The following is a 19,052-nucleotide window of genomic DNA, read 5'->3' on the forward strand; positions in this document are numbered from 1 at the left end:
GACAGGGGATGACAACTGATCCGCCTGAGGAGTGCCGGGCTATCCTGGGTGTGCCGCACCTCGATCGCCCGGATCTGCCTCACGGCGGGTTCAGCTCGGGGTTCGAGACCCCGGCGGAGCTGCTGCAACAGCTCTGCCGGGGTCTGTTTCTGTTACGGGTCCACCTCCGTGAACTCCGGCGGGATCTCGCCGGTCTCATGGAACCGGCGCCAGCCCTCGACGCCCGGCAGCGAACCGTCCCGTATCTCCCGCACGAAGCCGCGGACCCATGCGGTCTGCGCCTCCAGCATGTGCAGGTGGTACTCGACCTCGACGACGAACAGCCGGGGCAGTGTCTCGTGCAGCTTCTCCAGCACGGCCCGGCCGCCGGCGACCTCCACCTCCAGGGAGCTCAGCCGCTCCTCCAGCAGGCGCGCGACCTCGTCGGGCGGCAGGGCGCCCAGCAGCGAGAGCGCCGTCTCGAAGATCGGGTACTCCTTCACCGGGACGGCCACCAGGTCGGACAGCCAGTGGATCATCTCCTCGCGCCCGGCGTCGGTGATGCCGTAGACCGTGCGCTCCGGGCGGTTGCCCTGCCGCTCCACGTCGGCCACCTCGACGAAGCCGTGCTTCTCCAGGTTCTGCATGACCGTGTAGAGCGAGCCGTAGTTGATCCGGGTGCTGGTGTCCTTGCCCTGACGGCGCATGGTCTGGGCGATCTCGTACGGATGCATCGGCTTCTGCCAGAGGGTCGTCAGCACGACGAGCGCCAGAGGATTGCTGAGCTTGCGCCGCTTCACCGCCATGCCGACCACCTCGTCTCCGAATATCCGTGAGCGAACATATCGCGTCTCCACAACGAACGTCAACACACACGATGTATCGCGTCTGGAGCGGTTCCGCAAGGGCGTGAGGACTTGGGCCCGCCCCGGACATGCCGGTGTGACGCCGTCGAAACAGCGCGTCCCTAATTTCTGTCGCCCGACAGGAAATCCGCCTGACAGGCAGGTATCGCCGTGACGACCACCGACGACCGCTCCCTGAAGGAGTCCGACGACCACTCCCTGGAGGAGTTCGGCTACCGCCAGGAGCTGCACCGCAGCCTCGGCCGGTACGCCTCGTTCGCCGCCGGGTTCTCCTTCATCTCCGTACTGACGACCGTCTTCCAGTTCTTCGCCTTCGGGTACGCGTTCGGCGGCCCGGTCTTCTTCTGGGCCTGGCCGGCCGTGCTGATCGGCCAGTTGCTGGTGGCCGCCTGCTTCGCCGAACTCGCCGGGCGCTATCCGATCTCGGGCGCGATCTACCAGTGGTCCTCACGCCTGTCGAACCCGTCGTTCGGCTGGTTCGCCGGCTGGATCATGGTGATCGGGCAGATCGTGGTGGTCGCGGCGGCGGCGCTGGCCCTGCAGATGGTGCTGCCCGCGCTCTGGTCCGGCTTCCAGCTCATCGGCACGGACGCGGCACCGACCTCGGCCGACGGAGCCGCCAACGCGGCCGTCCTGGGTGTCGTCCTGCTGGTCCTGACCACCCTCGTGAACATCATGGACAACCGTGTGATGTCCGTCGTCAACCGGGTCGGGGTGACCGCCGAGATCATCGGCGCGGTCCTGATCATCGTGCTGCTGCTCACCCACTCCGAGCGCTCCCCCGGCATCACGTTCCACACCGGGACGGCCGCCGAGGGCGGCCTGCTGGGCGCCCTGCTGGTCGGTTCGTTCACGGCCGCCTACGTGATGATCGGCTTCGACAGCGCGGGCGAGATGAGCGAGGAGACGCACCAGCCGCGGCGGACGGCGCCGCGCACGATCCTCACGGCGTTGGGGGCGGCGGGGCTGCTGGGCGGGCTGGTCGTCCTCGGCGGTCTGCTGGCCGCGCCGAGCCTGACCGACGGGCGACTGGGAGTGGACGGACTGAGTTACGTCCTGACCAGCAGTCTCGGCGACGGGGTGGGGCGGGTGCTGCTGGCCGACGTGGTGGTGGCCATCGCGGTGGCGACGCTGGCGATCCAGACGGCGGCCTCGCGCATGCTGTTCTCCATGGCGCGTGACGGGCAGCTGCCGTTCGCCGGCCGGCTGGCGCGGGTGAATCCCCGTACGGGCATGCCGGGGGCGCCGGCCGTGGTGGTGGGGGTGCTGGCCGGTGCGCTGCTGCTGCTCAACTTCGCGTCGCCGGACGCGTTCCTGGCGATCGGGACGACGTGCATCGTGATGCTGTATCTGGCGTATGCGATGGTCACCGGGCCGCTGCTGGTGCGGCGGCTGCGGGGGGAGTTCCGTGTCGAGGGGACGGACGAGACCGGGGCGCCGTTGTTCTCGCTGGGGAGGTGGGGGGTGCCGGTCAACGCGGTCGCGCTGCTGTACGGGCTGGTGATGAGCGTGAATCTGGCGTGGCCTCGGGAGGCGGTGTACGACCCGAGTGGGGGCCACTGGTACTTCCGGTGGTTCACCGTGCTGTTCTTGACGGTGACGGTGGCGGTGGGTGCGGTCTGGCGGCTCACCCGGGCGGAGTCCCGAGCGGCGGTCGCTGTGCCGGAGGCTGTGGCGTAGTTGGTCGGGTGCGGGTGCGTGGGGGCTGGTCGCGCCCACGCGGCGGAGCCGCATATCGACACAGCCCCGCGCCCCTAAAGAAGGCATGTCACGCTTACCCTTAGCTGCAATGAGACGTAAGCCCCGCATCCCGCCCTCCCCCCTTCCCCAGCACAAAGGGGTGGACCCCGTTCGGGTGCGGTTGCCCGTCTCCGACGAGTGGGCCACCGTCGGTGAGTACCTCGTGGCCCGGCTTTCCGGAGCCGCGCCCGGCATGGTCGCGGAGATGCTGGACTCAGGGCTCGTCGTGGGCGTCGACGGACAACCGATCGCCGCCCACACGCCCTACGCCCCCGGCCTCCGCCTCTGGTTCCATCGCGACCTGCCCGCCGAAGTCCCCGTCCCCTTCGCCCTCGAAGTCGTCCACCGCGATGCCCATCTCGTCGTCGCCGACAAACCGCACTTCCTCGCCACCACCCCACGCGGCAGTCACGTCACCGAGACCGTCCTCGCCCGGCTGCGGCGGGAGCTGGGGATCCCCGCGCTGGGAGCCGCGCACCGGCTGGACCGGCTCACCGCCGGGCTCGTGCTGTTCACGGTACGGCCCGAGGACCGGGGCGCCTACCAGACGCTGTTCAGCGCACGGCGGGTGCGCAAGGAGTACGAGGCGATCGCGCCGTACGACCCCTCGCTCACCGTTCCCCTGACCGTACGCAGCCGGATCCTCAAGGAGCGCGGGGTACTGGCGGCGCGGGAGATCGAGGGGGAGCCCAACGCGGAGACCCTCGTCGAACTGGTCGAACGCAGAGGAGACCTGGGCCGGTACCGGCTCACCCCGCACACCGGGCAGACCCATCAGCTGCGCGTCCACATGAGCGCGTTGGGCGTGCCGATTCTCGGGGATCCGCTGTATCCCGAGGTGACCGGCCCCGTGCCGGCCGGTGACTTCCGGCGTCCGCTGCAACTGCTGGCGCGGAGGCTGGAGTTCACCGATCCGGTCACGGGGGTCGAGCACCGGCTGTGCAGCGGGCGGACGCTGCGGGCCTGGGAGTCGTACGAGGACTGGGCCGGTCTCTAGGCCGGTCAGTGGCCGAGCCACCAGCGGCGCAGCCGGGGCCAGATGCCGCGCGGCCTGGCCGCCGGTTCGGGCGTGAGCGACGGCGCGGGCGACGGCGCAGCCGGGACCACGGGTTCCGGCCGGGATGCCGTCGGCTGGGGCTCGGAGGCCGGTGCCGGTACTGCCGGGCGGGTGACGCCGACCTGCCAGTCGGTGCGCTGTGGCGGGACCAGCGCGGGGCTCGGCATGAGGGTCACGTCCTGCTTGGGCTTCGGATCGAAGCGCACCGGCAGTTCCACCAGGTGCCGGGACGCGATCGACGCGCGCCAGCGCAGCTCCTCCTCGTCGCAGTCGAGCTGGATGTCGGACAGCCGGGTCAGCAGCTGGTCGACCCCGACGTCCGCGATGGCACGGCCGATGTCCTGGCCGGGGCACTCGTGCGGGCCGCCGCCGAAGGCGAGGTGGGAGCGGTTGCCCTGCATGTTGGCGTTCAGGTCGGGGCGGACCCGCGGGTCGACGTTGCCCGGCGCGGGCGCGTACAGCAGTCCGTCGCCCTTGCGGATGCGCTGGCCGCCGAGCTCGGTGTCCTGCTTGGCGAAGTAGGCGAAGACCGTGCTGAACGGCGGTTCGTCCCACAGGGACTGCTCGATCGCCTCCGGCACCGTCATCTGGCCGCCGTTGAGCTGGGCGCGGAAGCCTGGCTCGGTGAGGACCATGCGCAGCGCGTTGGCGAGGAGGTTGGCGGTGGTCTCGTAGGCGGCGTAGAGAACGACCCGCAGGTGCTGGGCGACCTCGTCGTCGTTGAGTCCGGCCGGGTGGTTGACGAGGTGGCTGGTGAAGTCGTCCTCGGGGCGGGCCCGGCGGCGGGCGGTGAGCCGGGTCAGGCAGCCCATGACGTACTCGTTGCTGGCGATCGCGGTCTCGGTGCCCTTGAGCGCGTCCCGGGTGGCCTCCACGATCCGCTCGTTGTACTCCTCGGGCATGCCGAGCAGTTCGCACATGACCGCCATCGGCAGGTGCTCGGAGTACTGGGAGACCAGTTCGGCGCGGCCTCTCTCGCAGAACTCGTTGACCAGCAGCTGGGTGTAGCGGCCGATGAGACGGCGGATGCTGCGGTGGTCGATGGTGGTCATGGCGCCCTGGACCGCCGCCCGCAGCCGCAGGTGTTCGTCGCCCTCGGCGTGCGAGCAGATGGGCTGCCAGGCGATGTGCGGCATGAGCGGGTGGTCGGGCTTGACCATGCCCTCCCGCAGCGGGGTCCAGATGCGGCTGTCGCGGGTGTAGACGGCGGGGGTGCGGACCATCTGGAGGTTCTCGGTGAGTCCGAGGACCGCCCAGATCGGTACGTCGTCGTGGAGCAGGACGGGGGCCACCGCGCCGTGTTCCTCGCGCAGTTTCTCGTACAGCTCGCCCAGGTGGTCGGCGTCGGCGCCGTACAGCCGTTGCAGTCCGCCGGGTCCGCGGTCGTGCGCCGGGCAGCCGGGGGGCGGGGCCGGGTCCGTGCTGGCGCCGGCCGGGGAGGGGGATTCAGGCGTCACAGTGATCGCTCCGGTGGGGGTGTCAGGTGAGCGCGCCGGACATGGCGAGCGAGTGCAGGAAGCGCACCAGGGTCATCAGGACGTCCCGGCTGGAGGCCCGGCGGCGGGCGTCGCACTCCACGATGGGGATCTCGGGGGACAGGTCCAGCGCGGTGCGCAGTTCCTCGATGGGGTAACGGGGCCCGTCCGGGAAGGAGTTGACGGCGACGACGAACGGCACCCCGCGTTCCTCCAGGCGGCCCATCACGTCGAAGCTGACTTCCAGGCGCCGGGTGTCGATGAGCACGACCGCACCGAGCGCGCCTTCGAACAGGCCGTTCCACAGGAACCAGAACCGCTCCTGGCCGGGGGTGCCGAAGAGGTAGAGGACCAGCTGGTCGGTGATGCTGATGCGGCCGAAGTCCATGGCCACGGTGGTGGCGGTCTTCGAGTCGGAGCCGTAGTTGTCGTCGACCCCGATGCCGGCCTGGGTCATGGTCTCCTCGGTGGTCAGCGGTCTGATCTCGCTGACGGAACCGACCATGGTGGTCTTGCCGACTCCGAAACCGCCCACGATCACGATCTTCACCGCGGCCTGGGCGGTGTGCGGCAGCTGATCCTCGGTGCGGGGGCCGGGGATCGTTTCAGAGCTTTTGAAGTCCATGCATCACCGCTTCGAGAAGTGAACGGTCGGGGAGCGCCTGGCGGACGATCGGGGCTCGCGCCTGCACCAGTTCGGCCGTGATCAGCTCGGTGATCAGTGCCGTCATCGCACTGAACGGCAGATTGAGGTAGGCCGAGAGCTCGGCCACGGACAGCGGGGCGAGACAGAGCCGGAGCAGCGCCGCCTGCTCCGGTGTGACCGAGGGCGGTGGGTCGGCGCGCGCCACGATTAAGGTGACCAGGTCGAGTTCGGCCCGTGCGCCATCGGTGCCGCTGATGACGTAGAGCCGCTCGGGGTTCTTGTTGTCGCCGTCCTCGTCGCCGTTCTCGGGGGCCGGCGGCGTGGGCGGGAGCAGCGGCGGCTGGTGTTCCGGCCTGGGCTGACGCCGTTTGCGTTGCGGAGGAGTCATACGGTCTGCCCGTTCCGCCGGGGCGGACTGGTGAGATGGGCGCCGATGCGGACGACGAGGTCGCGCATCATCTCGCTCATCCGGCCGGGTTCGCAGGTCACGTCGGCGAGCACCGCGAGGTAGGCGTTGGCGCCGGCCGACATGAGGTAGAAGTAGCCCCGGTCGATCTCGATGAGGACGAGGTTCATGTCGCCGTTGCTGATCGGGAGTTCCTGGGCGACGGCGGTGGCCAGGCTCTGTACTCCGGCGCAGGCCGCGGCGAGCCGGTCGGCGGCGTCGGGGTCGCCGCCGTGCCGGGCGATGCGCAGTCCGTCGGCGGACAGCACGACGATCATCTCGACGCCTGGTACGCCGTCCGCGAGTTGCTTGAGCATCCAGTCGAAGTTGCCTCGCTGCTGGATCACTTGAGGTCCCCCTCGTCGTCGGCTTCGGGGCCGGCCTGGTCGTTGATCAGGTGCAGGTACTTGGTCGGGTTCCGGGTGAAGTCGGTGGGGTGGACACCCGGGTTGTTCTTCTTGAGCCCCTCCCAGAAGGCCTCGACCCAGAGGCCGGGTTCGCGGCGCTCCGGCTCCGGCTGCTCGGGCTCGGCTTCCTTGTGCTGCGACCAGATGGTCGGGGTGCCCTCGCGCTCGGCGCGCTCGATGGCGGCCTGTTCGGCGAGCCGCTGGCTGAGCGGGGTCTTCATCCGGCTGCGCCGCTGGGGCAGTCCGCCCGCGGTCCACTCGGTGACCTCGGGGACGTCGTCCTCCATGGAGATCCCGGCGGGGATGCGGGGGCTGGTGGGCCGGCGCTTCTTGGGAGGCCGCTTGGGGCCTTCGAGGGCGCCGAGTTCGGGCTTCGGGATGCCGGTGGCGCCGATGCCGTGCGCGATGCCGGGGGCCGGGTCGGTGGTCATCATGTCGCTGGGCACGATGAGGACGGCCCGGACACCGCCGTACGCCGAGGCGCGCAGCGAGACGTCCATGTCGTACGTGGTGCACAGGCGGCCCACGACGGAGAGGCCCAGGCGCGGGTTCTCGCCGAGGACCTGGATGTCCTTGCCCTGCTTGGCCTTCTCCAGCATGCCCTCGATCCGGCCGCGGGCCTCCTCGTTGAGGCTGACGCCGGCGTCCTCGATCTCGATGCACACGCCGGACTGCACCTCGACGGCGGTGACGTGCACCTTCGTGGAGGGCGGCGAGTAGCGGGTGGCGTTGTCGAGGAGTTCGGCGGCCGCGTGGATGAGCGGTTCGACCGAGGTGCCCTTGATGTTGACCTGGCAGATGGAGTGCAGCTCGATGCGCCGGTACTCCAGGATCCGGGACATGGCGCCGCGCAGCACGCTGTAGAGGGCGACGGGGTTGGGCCACTGACGGCCGGGACGGCCGCCGCCGAGGACGGAGACCGAGTCGGCGAGGCGTCCGATCAGCGCGGTGCCGTGGTCGATGCGCAGCAGGTCGTCGAAGACCTCGGGGTTGCGGCCGTGGTCCTCCTCCATCTCCCGCAGTTCGTGTGCCTGCTGGTGGACGATGGCCTGGACGCGCCGGGCGACGCTGACGAACGAGCGCTCCAGGGAGTCGCGCTGGAGGTCTTCCTCGTCGACGATGTCGAGCATGGTGCGGATCAGCCGGCGCTGCGACTCGGGTGCGTGGCGCAGCCGGGGGTCGAGATCGAAGACCTGGCGAATCACCTCTTTGGGGGACTCGCCGGCCTTCAGCCGGTAGAGCGCGGTCGGGAACACCTCTTTGCCGAGGCGCTCGATCTCCTGGTCGCTCGTGGTCAGGCGCTGTTCCAGATACGCGCTGTGACGGGCGTGCTCGGCCCTGGCGTTCTGGAGCCTACGGCCGCGGCGTACCGCTTCCGCCGCCGTCGCGAGCACCAGCAGCATGCCGACGGCCCCGCACACGCCGACGGCGGTCCGGGCGGGCTCCGCCACCAGGAGGACGGCTGTGGCGGTTGCCGCGGCCATCAGTATGGCGGGCAGCAACAGCACCCGCGCCAGGGAAAGTTCACGGCCATTGGGAGGCGATTGCACACTCACCATGTATGCCTTCTGAGACGAATCGGCTGGGTGTCGGGGGAGTTCGTGGGGGGAAGGTTCATGGAGCAGTCAGGATCTTCCGTATGATTGGGAACAGGCGCACGAATTCACCTCAACTCGGTGCGCCGCGGGCGAGCTTAGTCCGACCGGATCAACGCCGTGTCATATTCGGCAAGCACCTGAAAACGCCCAAACGACTGGAGTACCCTCGGTCGTTTTGTACGAACGGCATGTGTTCGCACACGTTGCGTGACGGCGTACACGCGTACGAAGGTGACTCACCGTGACGGGTGAAACAGGCCTCCGAACCGAAACCTCCGCCGGGTCCGGACACCCCGATCCGCGGCGCGGCCGCCCGGTTCAGACCCCCGCGATCCGCAGTGCGGCGTCGGCCGTGGCGCGGGCGAACTCGTCGACGGGGCGTTCCGGCTCGGAGCGGTGGATCAGGATGACGCCCTCGATCAGTCCGAAGACAAGATCGGTCCGCAGCTCCAGCTCCCCCTTGGCGAGCCCCCCGCCGGCGGCCGTCGCGGCGATCAGCTGCCGGTAGGCGTCCTTGAGTTCGGCCCGCACGGCGTGGAACCCGGCGAACCGCTCGGTGTGCACCTCGGGCAGCAGGTACAGCGCGCCCAGGTTGTGCGGCCCGGTGCACAGCAGCTCCACGTCGGCCCGGCACAGCGCCCGCAGCCGCTCCTCGGCCGGGGTCGCGTCGTCGGCGAGCAGCTCACGCGCACAGTCCAGCGACGGCGTGACGGTGGACTCAAGCAGCTCGGCGAGGAGTTCCTCCTTGCCGGAGACGTAGTGGTACATCGACGCCTGCCGCATGCCCGCCCGCTCGGCGACGGCCCGGGTGGTGGTGGCCGCGTAGCCGCGGGTGGTGAACAACTCGGCCGCGGCCACGAGCAGTTCGGCCCGCGGGTCCAGGCCGCTGTCCGGCCGCTGCGCCGCCCGCGGCCGGCCGACCCGGCGGCCACTGCTCGTCCCCATGCGTTCGATCCTCGCACACGGCACCGTACGACGATCACCACGCGGCCCGGCGGCCGGGCCGCGCTCCCCCGGTGAGCCCTCGGTAACCGGGCCGGAACGCCGCGGCAACGCCCCCGACCCGGCCCGCACCTAATTTCTGTCGGGCGACAGAAATCTCCCCCAGTCCCACCCGAGCCCACGAAGCCGGAGGTCAGCGATGGCGACAGCGACCACGTACGGAGCCCGGGCGCATGCCCGCGCCCAGGAGGGCACCCGCGCCGAGGCCATGCCCGTCGTACCGGCCGCCGACTGGCCGGACCCGCCCTGCGAGGCGGGCCACCTGGTGTGGGCGGAGACGGTCGCGGGCGGCAACTACACGCATCGCGTCCTGGCCCGCGGCACCGAGCTGCGCCTGACCGACCCGCACGGCGACGCCTGCGCGCACCTTCTGCTGTACGTCGCCGACCGCCCCTGGGAGCGGCTGAACGTCGCCGACACGGTCAAGGTCCAGTGGAACGCCTACCTCCGCGAGGGCGTGCTGCTCCTCTCCGACCAGGGCCGGGTCCTGGCCTCCGTCGTCGCCGACACCTCCGGCCGGCACGACGCGCTGTGCGGCACCTCCACCCTGGTCCGCAACACCGGCCGCTACGGCGACGGCACCCCGCAGTCGCCCTCCCCCGCCGGCCGCGAGCTGTTCAAGCTGGCGGCGGCGAAGAACGGCCTGGAACCGCGCGACCTGCCGCCGTCCCTGTCGTTCTTCCAGGGCGTGGAGGTGCGCGACGACGGCACGCTGGACTTCACCGGCTCGGCCGGTCCCGGCGGCAGCGTGACGCTCCGCGCCGAGCAGGACCTGACCGTACTGATCGCGAACGTCCCGCACCCGGCCGACCCCCGCCCCGACTACGTCAGCACCCCGCTGGAGGTCCTGGCCTGGCGGGCCGCCCCGACCCCGCCCGGCGACCCGCTCTGGGACGCCACCCCCGAGGGCCGCCGCGCCTTCCTGAACACCGCCGAATTCCTCGCCGCGAGGGGGCTCGCATGACCACGGGGACCGTCGTCCCGGCCCGCGCCGCCTGGTCCGCCGTCATCCGCGACGGCGAGACCCTGACCATCACCGACCTGCACGGCAACCAGGCCGTCGACTTCCTCGTCTACGACGCCCACGACACGGCGGTCCGCTACAGCGCCCCCGACACCGTCCACGCCCAGGGCTCCCTCTTCCTCACCACCGGCAGCGTGCTGCTCTCCAACGAGCACACCCCGCTCATGACCGTGCTCGCCGACGAGGTCGGCCGGCACGACACGGTCGGCGGCGCCTGCTCCAAGGAGTCCAACACCCTGCGCTACGGCCACCACACCTGGTCGCAGCACGCCTGCGTGGACAACTTCCTCGCGGAGGGCGCCAAACACGGCCTCGGCAAGCGCGACCTGGTCTCCAACATCAACTGGTACATGAACGTGCCGGTCGAGCAGGACGGCACCCTCGGCATCGTCGACGGCCTCTCGGCCCCGGGCCTGAAACTGACGCTGCGCGCCGAACGGGACGTCCTCGTCCTGGTCTCCAACTGCCCGCAGATCAACAACCCGTGCAACGGCTTCGAACCGACAGCGGTGGAGATGACGATCGGGGCCGCCGGATGAGCTTCGACACCCTGCTGATCGCCAACCGGGGCGAGATTGCCGTCCGTATCATCCGCACCGCCCGTGAACTGGGCCTGCGCACGGTCGCCGTCTACTCCGACCCCGACCGCTCGGCGCCCCATGTCCGCCTCGCCGACGAGGCGGTACGGCTCGGCCCGGCCCCGGCGAAGGAGTCGTACCTCGACGCCGACCTGGTTCTGAAGGCCGCCAAGGACACCGGCGCGGGCGCGATCCACCCCGGGTACGGCTTCCTGTCCGAGGACGCCGCTTTCGCCCGGCGCTGCGAGGAGGCCGGGATCGTGTTCGTCGGCCCGGCCCCGGAGCAGCTGGAGCTGTTCGGCGCGAAGCACACGGCACGGGCGGCCGCCGAGGCTGCGGGAGTGCCGCTCGCACCGGGGACCGGGCTCCTCTCCGGCCTGGCCGAGGCCCTGCGCGAGGCGTCCGCCATCGGCTATCCCGTGATGCTCAAGGCCACCGGCGGCGGTGGCGGCATCGGTATGTCGGCATGTCGATCGGCCGCCGAACTGACCGACGCCTGGGACCGCGTCCAGCGCGTGGCCGCCGCCTCCTTCTCCTCCGCCGGGGTCTTCCTGGAACGCCTGGTCGAGCACGCCCGCCATGTCGAGGTCCAGGTCTTCGGCGACGGCGCGGGCAAGGTCGTCACCTTCGGCGACCGGGACTGCTCCCTCCAGCGCCGCAACCAGAAGGTCGTCGAGGAAGCCCCGGCCCCCGGCCTGCCGCCGCACGTGCGCGCACAACTCGCCTCCTCCGCACGCGACCTGTGCGCGGCCGTCGGCTACCGCTCCGCGGGCACGGTCGAGTTCGTGTATGACGCGTCCCGCGAGGAGGCCTACTTCCTGGAGGTCAACACCCGGCTCCAGGTGGAACATCCGGTCACCGAGGAGATCTACGGCGTCGACCTGGTCGCCTGGATGCTGCGCCTGGCGCGGGGCGAGTCCGACGTCGTCCGGGATCCGGGCGCACCGCGCGGCCACGCCGTCGAGGCCCGCGTCTACGCCGAGGACCCCTCCCGCGACCACCGGCCCAGCGCCGGCCTGCTGACCCGGGTGGAGTTCCCGCCCGGAGTGCGCGTCGACGGCTGGGTGGAGACCGGCACCGAGGTGACGACGTCGTACGACCCGATGCTCGCGAAAGTGATCGCCCACGGCCCCGACCGCGACCGGGCGCTGCGCGCCCTCGACGAGGCGCTGGCCCGCACCCGTGTCGACGGCATCGAGACCAACCTGGGTCTGGTGCGCGCCGCGCTCACCGAACCCGCCTTCCGGGCCGCCGCCCACTCGACGGCGACCCTCGCCACGGTCACCGACCCGACCCCCCGGATCGAGGTCGTCGCCGCCGGCACGCTCACCACGGTCCAGGACTGGCCGGGCCGCACCGGCTACTGGCAGGTGGGGGTGCCGCCGTGCGGCCCGATGGACGACCGCTCCTTCCGGCTCGGCAACCGCGCGCTGGGCAACCAGGAGGGCGCCCCCGGCCTCGAATGCACCCTCCAGGGCCCGTCCCTGCGCTTCACCCACCCCACGACCGTCTGCGTGACCGGCGCCCCGGCCCCGGTGACCCTGGACGGCGCCCCGGTCGCGCAGTGGGAGCCGGTGACGGTACCGGCGGGCGGGCTGCTGGAGATCGGCGCCCCTTCCGCACACGGCCTGCGCACCTACGTGCTCTTCGCGGGCGGCGGCCTGGACGTGCCCGCCTTCCTCGGCAGCGCGAGCACCTTCACGCTGGGCCGGTTCGGCGGCCACGGCGGCCGGGCGCTGCGCACGGGTGACGTCCTGCACGGCGGCGCCGTGACGGACGGCGTGCCCGTCGCCGAGCGCCCGCCCTTCACCGCCGTCTGGCACATCGGGGCCGTCGAAGGCCCCCATGCCGCCCCGGAGTTCTTCACCGAGGACGACATCCGGGACTTCTACGCGGCCGACTGGAAGGTGCACTTCAACTCGGCGCGCACCGGAGTCCGGCTGGTCGGTCCCAAGCCGCGCTGGGCCCGTACCGACGGCGGCGAGGCGGGCCTGCACCCGTCCAACATCCACGACACCCCGTACTCGGTCGGCGCCGTCGACTACACCGGCGACATGCCGGTCCTGCTCGGCCCCGACGGCCCCTCCCTCGGCGGGTTCGTGTGCCCGGCGACCGTCCTGAGCGGCGAACGCTGGAAGCTGGGCCAGCTCCGGCCCGGCGACACGGTCCGCTTCGCCCCGGTCGACGTGACGGGCGCGCCCCGCCCGGAGATCGTCGACGGCGGTGTCCTGGCCCGCGACGGGGACGTGACCTACCGGCGCAGCGGCGACGACAACCTGCTGGTCGAGTTCGGCCCGATGCAGCTGGACCTGGCCCTGCGGATGCGTGTCCACGCGCTGATGGAGGCGGTGACGGCGGCGGACCTGCACGGGGTCAGGGACCTCACCCCGGGGATCCGCTCGCTCCAGATCCAGACCGACCCGAGGCTGCTCACCCAGGCCGAACTCCTCACCACCGTCAGGGAGATCGTCCTGGGGCTGCCGCCCACCGGCGAACTGGTGGTGCCGTCCCGCACGGTCCACCTCCCCCTCTCCTGGGACGACCCGGCGACCCATGAGGCGATCGCCCGTTACATGGCGGGCGTCCGCGACGACGCCCCCTGGTGCCCGTGGAACATCGAGTTCATCCGCCGGATCAACGGCCTGGACTCGGTCGAGGACGTCTATCGCACGGTCTTCGACGCCGAGTACCTGGTGCTGGGCCTGGGCGACGTGTACCTGGGCGCTCCGGTCGCCACCCCGCTGGACCCGCGCCACCGCCTGGTCACCACGAAGTACAACCCGGCCCGCACCTGGACCGCCGAGAACTCCGTCGGCATCGGCGGCGCCTACCTGTGCATCTACGGCATGGAGGGCCCGGGCGGTTACCAGTTCGTGGGCCGTACCACCCAGGTGTGGTCGGGCTGGCAGCAGCGCGGGGCGTTCCGGCCGGGCTCGCCGTGGCTGCTGCGCTTCTTCGACCGGATCAGGTGGTATCCGGTGTCCGCGGACGAACTCCTCGACCTGCGGGCCGACATCGTCTCCGGCAGGTTCGTGCCGCGCATCGAGGAGGGGACGTTCTCCCTGACGTCGTACCAGGAGTTCCTCTCCGAACACGCGGATGCCATAGGGGACTTCAGGACCCGCCAGCGGCTCGCCTTCGCCGCGGAGCGCGACGCCTGGGAGGCGGCCGGCGAGTTCGCCAGGGCTCAGGCGGCGACGGCACCCGTGTCCCCCGCACCGGCCGAGGTGTCCGTCCCGCCGGGCGGCCGTCTGATAGAGGCCGAATTCGCGGCCTCCGTATGGCAGCTGAACGTGACCCCCGGCGACGAGGTGACCAGCGGCCAGGCCCTCCTCGCCCTGGAGGCGATGAAGATGGAGTCCAGGGTGCACGCACCGATGGCCGGCGTGGTGACGGAGATCCTGGCGAGGCCGGGCGACCAGGTGGAGGCGGGGACGGCACTGCTGGTCCTGGCGCCGACCGCGAACTGACCGACAGGAGCAAGAGAGCATGTCCAGCACCGTCTCCCGTGTCCGTGCCGCCTACGCGCGCATCGAAGCGGTCGACCGCCCCGAGATCTGGATCGACCTGCGCCCGCGGGAGGAGGCCGAGGCGGAGGCCCGAGCGATCGACGCGCGGGTGGCCGCGGGCGAGCGCCTCCCGCTCGCCGGGCGCCTGTTCGCCGCCAAGGGCAACATCGACGTACAGGGACTGCCGACGACGGCGGGCTGCCCGGCGTACGCCTACGAGCCGGAGGCCGACGCCCCGGTGGTGGCCCGTCTGCGCGCGGCCGGCGCACTGGTCCTCGGCACGACCAACCTGGACCAGTTCGCGACGGGCCTGGTCGGCACCCGCTCCCCGTACGGCGCGGTCCGCAACGCCGTCGATCCGACCCGGATCAGCGGCGGCTCCAGCTCGGGTTCGGCGGTGGCAGTGGCCCTCGGGATCGTCGACTTCGCGCTCGGCACCGACACGGCGGGCTCGGGCCGGATCCCGGCGGCCTTCAACGGCATCGTCGGCCTGAAACCCACCCGGGGCCTGGTACCCACCGCCGGGGTGGTCCCGGCCTGCGCCTCCCTCGACTGCGTGACGGTGTTCGCCCGCACACTCCCGGAGGCCGAGCAGGCGCTGTCGTACCTGGCGGCCCCGCCGGACCGCCCGCTCCCGCCCCTCCCCCAGCGGGCCCCGGGCCCCTGGCGGATCGCGGTCCCGCCGCTCTCCCAACTCGGCGAACTGGACGAGGGCTGGGCAAAGGCGTACGAGGAAGCGGTCGCGCGGCTCGCCGCCTCGGGCGCCTCGATCCGCCCGCTCGACCTGACCCCCTTCACCGAGGCGGCGGCGATGCTCTACGAGGGCGCGTTCGTGGCGGAGCGCTACACGGCGGTGGGTCTCTTCATCGACAAGTTGCTCGCTTCCGGCGGCGCAGGCCTCGACCCCACCGTCACCGGCATCATCACCCGGGCCCGCGACGTCCCGGCGCACCGGCTCTTCACCGACCAGGACCGCCTGTCCGCCCTGCGGGCCCGTGCCCTGGCCGAGCTGTCCCACGCGGACGCCCTGCTGCTCCCCACGGCCCCGGGCCATCCCACCCTGGCCGAGGTGGCGGCCGACCCGCTGGGCGCCAACGCCCGCCTGGGTCGCTTCACCAACTCCACGAACCTCTTCGACCTGGCGGCGGTCGCGGTACCGGCGGGAGAGGTGAACGGCCTGCCGTTCGGCGTGATGCTGATCGGCCCCGCCTTCACGGACGACCGCCTGGCCACCATCGCCCGCGCCCTGGAGCCGAGGGTGAGCCTGGCGGTGGTGGGCGCGCACCTGACCGGCCAGCCCCTGAATCCGCAGCTCCTGGCCCTGGGCGCGGTACTGGACCGCACGACGACCACAGCACCGACGTACCGCTTCTACGCCCTGCCGACGACACCGCCGAAGCCGGGCCTGGTGCGGGTGCCCGAGGACGGTGCGGCGATCGAGACGGAGGTGTGGAGCCTTCCGGCGGAGGGCCTGGGCCGCCTGCTGGCGTCACTCCCCCGTCCGATGGCCTTGGGCAGCGTGGAGCTGGCAGACGGCAGTCAGGTCCCCGGCTTCCTCTGCGAACCGAGCGCTTTGAGAGGCGCCGAGGACATCACGGCGTACGGCAGCTGGCGCAAGCACTTGGAACGCCGGAAAGCGTGACGTACCTAAAGGGGCGCGGGGCTGTATTCGATATGCGGCTACCGCCGCGTGGGCGCGACCAGCCACAACGCACCCGCACCCGCACCCGCACCCGCACCCGCACCCCGACTGGTCACCCCACAGACGAGTAGGCCACAACCCCTCGCAGCACCAGATCAACCGCCTTCCGCGCGGTCTTCGACACGTTCGACCCCTCCACCGGAGCCGCCGCCGCGATCTGTCCGAGCACGTCGATGACCTGCTTGCACCACCGCACGAAGTCCCCGGCCGGCATCTCCGCCTCCCGCAGCACCTCGTCCAGTCCCGTCCCCGACGCCCACATGTACGCGGCCCAGGCGAAGCCGAGGTCCGGTTCCCGCTGCCCGACGCCCTCGGTCTGGGTGATCCGGAACTCCTCCTCCAGCGCGTCCAGCCGCCCCCAGATCCGCACCATCTCGCCGAGCGCGGCCTTGGCCTGCCCGGAGGGCAGCTTCGGGGCCATCGCGTCGTCCCCGACGCGCGCCTCGTACACCAACGCCGAGACGCACGCGGCCAGTTCGGCGGGGCTGAGACCCTCCCAGACCCCGGCCCGCAGGCATTCGCTGGCGAGCAGGTCGAGTTCGCCGTACAGCCGGGCCAGCCGCTTCCCGTGTTCGGTGACCTCGTCGCCGCGCAGGTAGTCCAGCTCGGTGAGCAGGGCCACGATCCGGTCGAAGGTGCGGGCGATGGTGTTGGTCCGGCCCTCGATCCGCCGCTCCAGCTGCGAGGTGTCCCGCATCAGCCGGTGGTACCGCTCGGCCCAACGGGCGTGGTCCTCGCGGTCGTTGCAGCCGTGGCAGGGGTGCGCCCGGATCGCGGTCCGCAGCCGTGCGATCTCACGGTCGTCGGCGGCCTGCGACCGCTTCTTGCGGGCCCGCTCCGGCGGAATGTGCCCGGCCTTGGTGCGCAGCGCGGACGCGAGATCGCGACGGGACTGCGGGGAGCGGGGGTTGAAGGACTTGGGGATCCGCATCCGCTCCAGTGCCTCGACCGGCACCGGGAAGTCCATCGACGCCAGCCGCTTGACCTGCCGTTCGGCGGTCAGCACCAGCGGCCGCGGGCCGTCGTGCTGCTCGAAGCCACGATGGCCGTTGGACCGCCCGGCGGGCAGTCCGGGGTCAAGGACCAGTGCGAGCCCGGCGTACTTCCCGGTCGGCACGTGGATGACATCGCCCGGCTTGAGCTTCTCCAGCGCCACCGCCGCCTCGGCACGCCGCTCGACTGCGCCCTGCCGGACGAGTTCGGTCTCCCGGTCCTTCAGCTCGCGGCGCAGCTGCGCGTACTCCTCGAAGTCGCCGAGGTGGCAGGTCATGGACTCCTTGTAGCCTTCGAGTCCTTCCTCGTTGCGCTGCACCTGACGGGAGATCCCGACGACCGACTTGTCGGCCTGGAACTGCGCGAACGAGGTCTCGAGAAGCTCCCGCGACCGGTGCCGGCCGAACTGCTCGACCAGGTTGACCGCCATGTTGTACGACGGCTTGAAGCTGGAGCGCAGCGGATAGGTGCGGGTGCCGGCGAGCCCCGCGAGGTGCTCGGGGCTGAACCCCCGCTGCCACAGCACCACGGCATGACCCTCGATGTCGATGCCGCGCCGGCCCGCACGGCCGGTCAGCTGGGTGTACTCGCCGGGGGTGATGTCGGCGTGCTGCTCGCCGTTCCACTTGACGAGCTTCTCCAACACCACCGAGCGTGCGGGCATGTTGATGCCGAGCGCGAGGGTCTCGGTGGCGAACACGGCCTTGACCAGGCCGCGTACGAAGAGTTCCTCGACGACTTCCTTGAAGGTCGGGAGCATGCCGGCGTGGTGGGCGGCGATGCCGCGCTCCAGGCCCTCCAGCCATTCGTAGTAGCCGAGGACGTGCAGGTCCTCGCGTGGGATCGACGAGGTGCGCTCCTCGACGAGGGTGCGCACCTTTTCGCGCGCCTCGTCGTCGTTGAGCCGCAGGCCCGCGTACAGGCACTGCTGGACGGCGGCCTCGCAGGCGGCGCGGCTGAAGATGAAGGTGATGGCGGGCAGCAGACCCTCGGCGTCGAGCCGTTCGATGACCTCGGGGCGTCCGGGTGTCCACACCCTGGACCGCTGCCGGCGCTCCCGCTCCCGGTCGGCCTCGCGCATGGCGCGCCCGCGCCTGCGGTCCTGGTAGGAGGGTCTGCTCGCCTCCATCCGGGCGAGCCGGGTGAGGTCGGGGTTGACGGCCTTCTTCTGGCCCTCGCCCTCCTCGAACAGGTCGTACATCCGGCGCCCGGCGAGCACGTGCTGGAACAGCGGGACGGGCCGGTGTTCGGAGACGATGACCTCGGTGTCGCCGCGGACGGTGTCGAGCCAGTCGCCGAACTCCTCGGCGTTGGACACGGTGGCCGACAGGGACACCAGGGTCACGGACTCCGGCAGGTGGATGATCACCTCTTCCCAGACGGCACCGCGGAAGCGGTCGGAGAGGTAGTGCACCTCGTCCATGACCACGTAGCCGAGGCCGAGCAGGGTCTGGGAGCCCGCGTACAGCATGTTCCGCAGCACCTCGGTGGTCATCACGACCACGGGGGCGTCGGAGTTGACGCTGTTGTCGCCGGTGAGCAGGCCGACCTTGTCCGCGCCGTAGCGGCGGCACAGGTCGGCGTACTTCTGGTTCGACAGTGCCTTGATGGGTGTCGTGTAGAAGCACTTCTTGCCCTGCCCCAGGGCGAGGTGGACGGCGAACTCGCCGACGATCGTCTTGCCGGAGCCGGTGGGGGCGGCCACCAGTACGCCCTTCCCGGCTTCGAGCGCCTGGCAGGCCTCGATCTGGAAGGGGTCGAGGCCGAATTCGTACATCTCGCGGAAAGACGCGAGCGCGGTGGCCTGCTCGGCGGCCCGCAGGCGGGCCGCCGCATACCGCTCGGCCGGTGAGAGGTCCTCTGTCATCGTGCTTTCGAGCGTACCGGTCCCCACTGACAACAGGACGATCATTATCCGGAACATGGGACAACGGACAACAAAGAGGTGGGCGCGGCCGGGGGCGGGGGGGCCCGCACCGGGCCCGGGGGGGCCCGCTCGGGGGACCGCGGCGGGGGCCGAGTGCCCCAAGC

Annotated in this window: 13 protein-coding genes and 1 pseudogene; 6 read left to right on the forward strand and 8 right to left on the reverse strand. The window is 71.3% G+C overall.

Going from position 1 to position 19,052, the window contains the following annotated elements; genetic code table 11:
- Nucleotides 1–152: 152 nt before the first annotated feature.
- Nucleotides 153–785, reverse strand: coding sequence for a PadR family transcriptional regulator (locus ACFWXC_RS18430; RefSeq protein WP_384479857.1), 633 nt, complete (start codon nucleotides 783–785; stop codon nucleotides 153–155).
- A gap of 204 nt (nucleotides 786–989) precedes the next feature.
- On the opposite strand from ACFWXC_RS18430, the gene ACFWXC_RS18435 reads away from it, so the two are divergent.
- Both ACFWXC_RS18435 and ACFWXC_RS18440 read left to right on the forward strand, forming a co-directional pair.
- Nucleotides 990–2,525, forward strand: coding sequence for an amino acid permease (locus ACFWXC_RS18435; RefSeq protein WP_384480034.1), 1,536 nt, complete (start codon nucleotides 990–992; stop codon nucleotides 2,523–2,525).
- A 109-nt stretch (nucleotides 2,526–2,634) separates the two neighbouring features.
- Nucleotides 2,635–3,582 (forward strand): RluA family pseudouridine synthase, encoded by a 948-nt coding sequence (locus ACFWXC_RS18440; protein WP_384479859.1) that lies wholly within the window; start codon nucleotides 2,635–2,637, stop codon nucleotides 3,580–3,582.
- Nucleotides 3,583–3,587: 5 nt separating this feature from the next.
- On the opposite strand, the gene ACFWXC_RS18445 is transcribed toward ACFWXC_RS18440, so the two are convergent.
- The 6 genes from ACFWXC_RS18445 to ACFWXC_RS18470 form a co-directional block, all read right to left on the reverse strand.
- On the reverse strand, nucleotides 3,588–5,099 hold the full coding sequence (locus tag ACFWXC_RS18445) for a cytochrome P450 (protein ID WP_384479861.1): 1,512 nt from the start codon (nucleotides 5,097–5,099) through the stop codon (nucleotides 3,588–3,590).
- Nucleotides 5,100–5,121: 22 nt separating this feature from the next.
- On the reverse strand, nucleotides 5,122–5,742 hold the full coding sequence (locus ACFWXC_RS18450) for an ATP/GTP-binding protein (protein WP_360490105.1): 621 nt from the start codon (nucleotides 5,740–5,742) through the stop codon (nucleotides 5,122–5,124).
- Nucleotides 5,723–6,151: a DUF742 domain-containing protein gene (locus tag ACFWXC_RS18455; RefSeq protein WP_384479863.1), complete on the reverse strand. Its 429-nt coding sequence runs from the start codon at nucleotides 6,149–6,151 to the stop codon at nucleotides 5,723–5,725. Before ACFWXC_RS18455 ends, ACFWXC_RS18450 begins: the two co-directional genes overlap by 20 nt.
- The gene (locus ACFWXC_RS18460) at nucleotides 6,148–6,555 is read right to left on the reverse strand and encodes a roadblock/LC7 domain-containing protein (protein WP_351700336.1); all 408 of its coding nucleotides are present in this window, start codon (nucleotides 6,553–6,555) and stop codon (nucleotides 6,148–6,150) included. The genes ACFWXC_RS18455 and ACFWXC_RS18460 overlap by 4 nt, the downstream gene beginning before the upstream one ends.
- The gene (locus ACFWXC_RS18465; RefSeq protein WP_384479866.1) at nucleotides 6,552–8,174 is read right to left on the reverse strand and encodes a sensor histidine kinase; all 1,623 of its coding nucleotides are present in this window, start codon (nucleotides 8,172–8,174) and stop codon (nucleotides 6,552–6,554) included. Before ACFWXC_RS18465 ends, ACFWXC_RS18460 begins: the two co-directional genes overlap by 4 nt.
- A gap of 357 nt (nucleotides 8,175–8,531) precedes the next feature.
- On the reverse strand, nucleotides 8,532–9,158 hold the full coding sequence (locus tag ACFWXC_RS18470; protein ID WP_384479868.1) for a TetR/AcrR family transcriptional regulator: 627 nt from the start codon (nucleotides 9,156–9,158) through the stop codon (nucleotides 8,532–8,534).
- A 196-nt stretch (nucleotides 9,159–9,354) separates the two neighbouring features.
- Between ACFWXC_RS18470 and ACFWXC_RS18475 the strand changes: the two genes are divergently transcribed.
- The 4 genes and pseudogenes from ACFWXC_RS18475 to atzF form a co-directional block, all read left to right on the forward strand.
- Nucleotides 9,355–10,179, forward strand: coding sequence for an urea amidolyase associated protein UAAP1 (locus ACFWXC_RS18475; protein ID WP_384479870.1), 825 nt, complete (start codon nucleotides 9,355–9,357; stop codon nucleotides 10,177–10,179).
- Nucleotides 10,176–10,778 (forward strand): urea amidolyase associated protein UAAP2, encoded by a 603-nt coding sequence (locus tag ACFWXC_RS18480; protein WP_384479872.1) that lies wholly within the window; start codon nucleotides 10,176–10,178, stop codon nucleotides 10,776–10,778. Before ACFWXC_RS18475 ends, ACFWXC_RS18480 begins: the two co-directional genes overlap by 4 nt.
- Entirely contained in the window at nucleotides 10,775–14,287 is a 3,513-nt protein-coding gene (locus ACFWXC_RS18485) for a 5-oxoprolinase/urea amidolyase family protein (protein ID WP_384479874.1), read from the forward strand. The genes ACFWXC_RS18480 and ACFWXC_RS18485 overlap by 4 nt, the downstream gene beginning before the upstream one ends.
- A gap of 4 nt (nucleotides 14,288–14,291) precedes the next feature.
- Nucleotides 14,292–15,968 (forward strand): annotated as a pseudogene (gene atzF, locus ACFWXC_RS18490) (allophanate hydrolase); the annotation flags it as partial.
- Nucleotides 15,969–16,080: 112 nt separating this feature from the next.
- On the opposite strand, the gene ACFWXC_RS18495 reads toward atzF, so the two are convergent.
- Nucleotides 16,081–18,933 (reverse strand): DEAD/DEAH box helicase, encoded by a 2,853-nt coding sequence (locus ACFWXC_RS18495; RefSeq protein ID WP_384480036.1) that lies wholly within the window; start codon nucleotides 18,931–18,933, stop codon nucleotides 16,081–16,083.
- Nucleotides 18,934–19,052: the final 119 nt, after the last annotated feature.

Origin of the sequence: Streptomyces sp. NPDC058683, from assembly GCF_042716195.1 — a bacterium.
Lineage (GTDB): Bacteria > Actinomycetota > Actinomycetes > Streptomycetales > Streptomycetaceae > Streptomyces.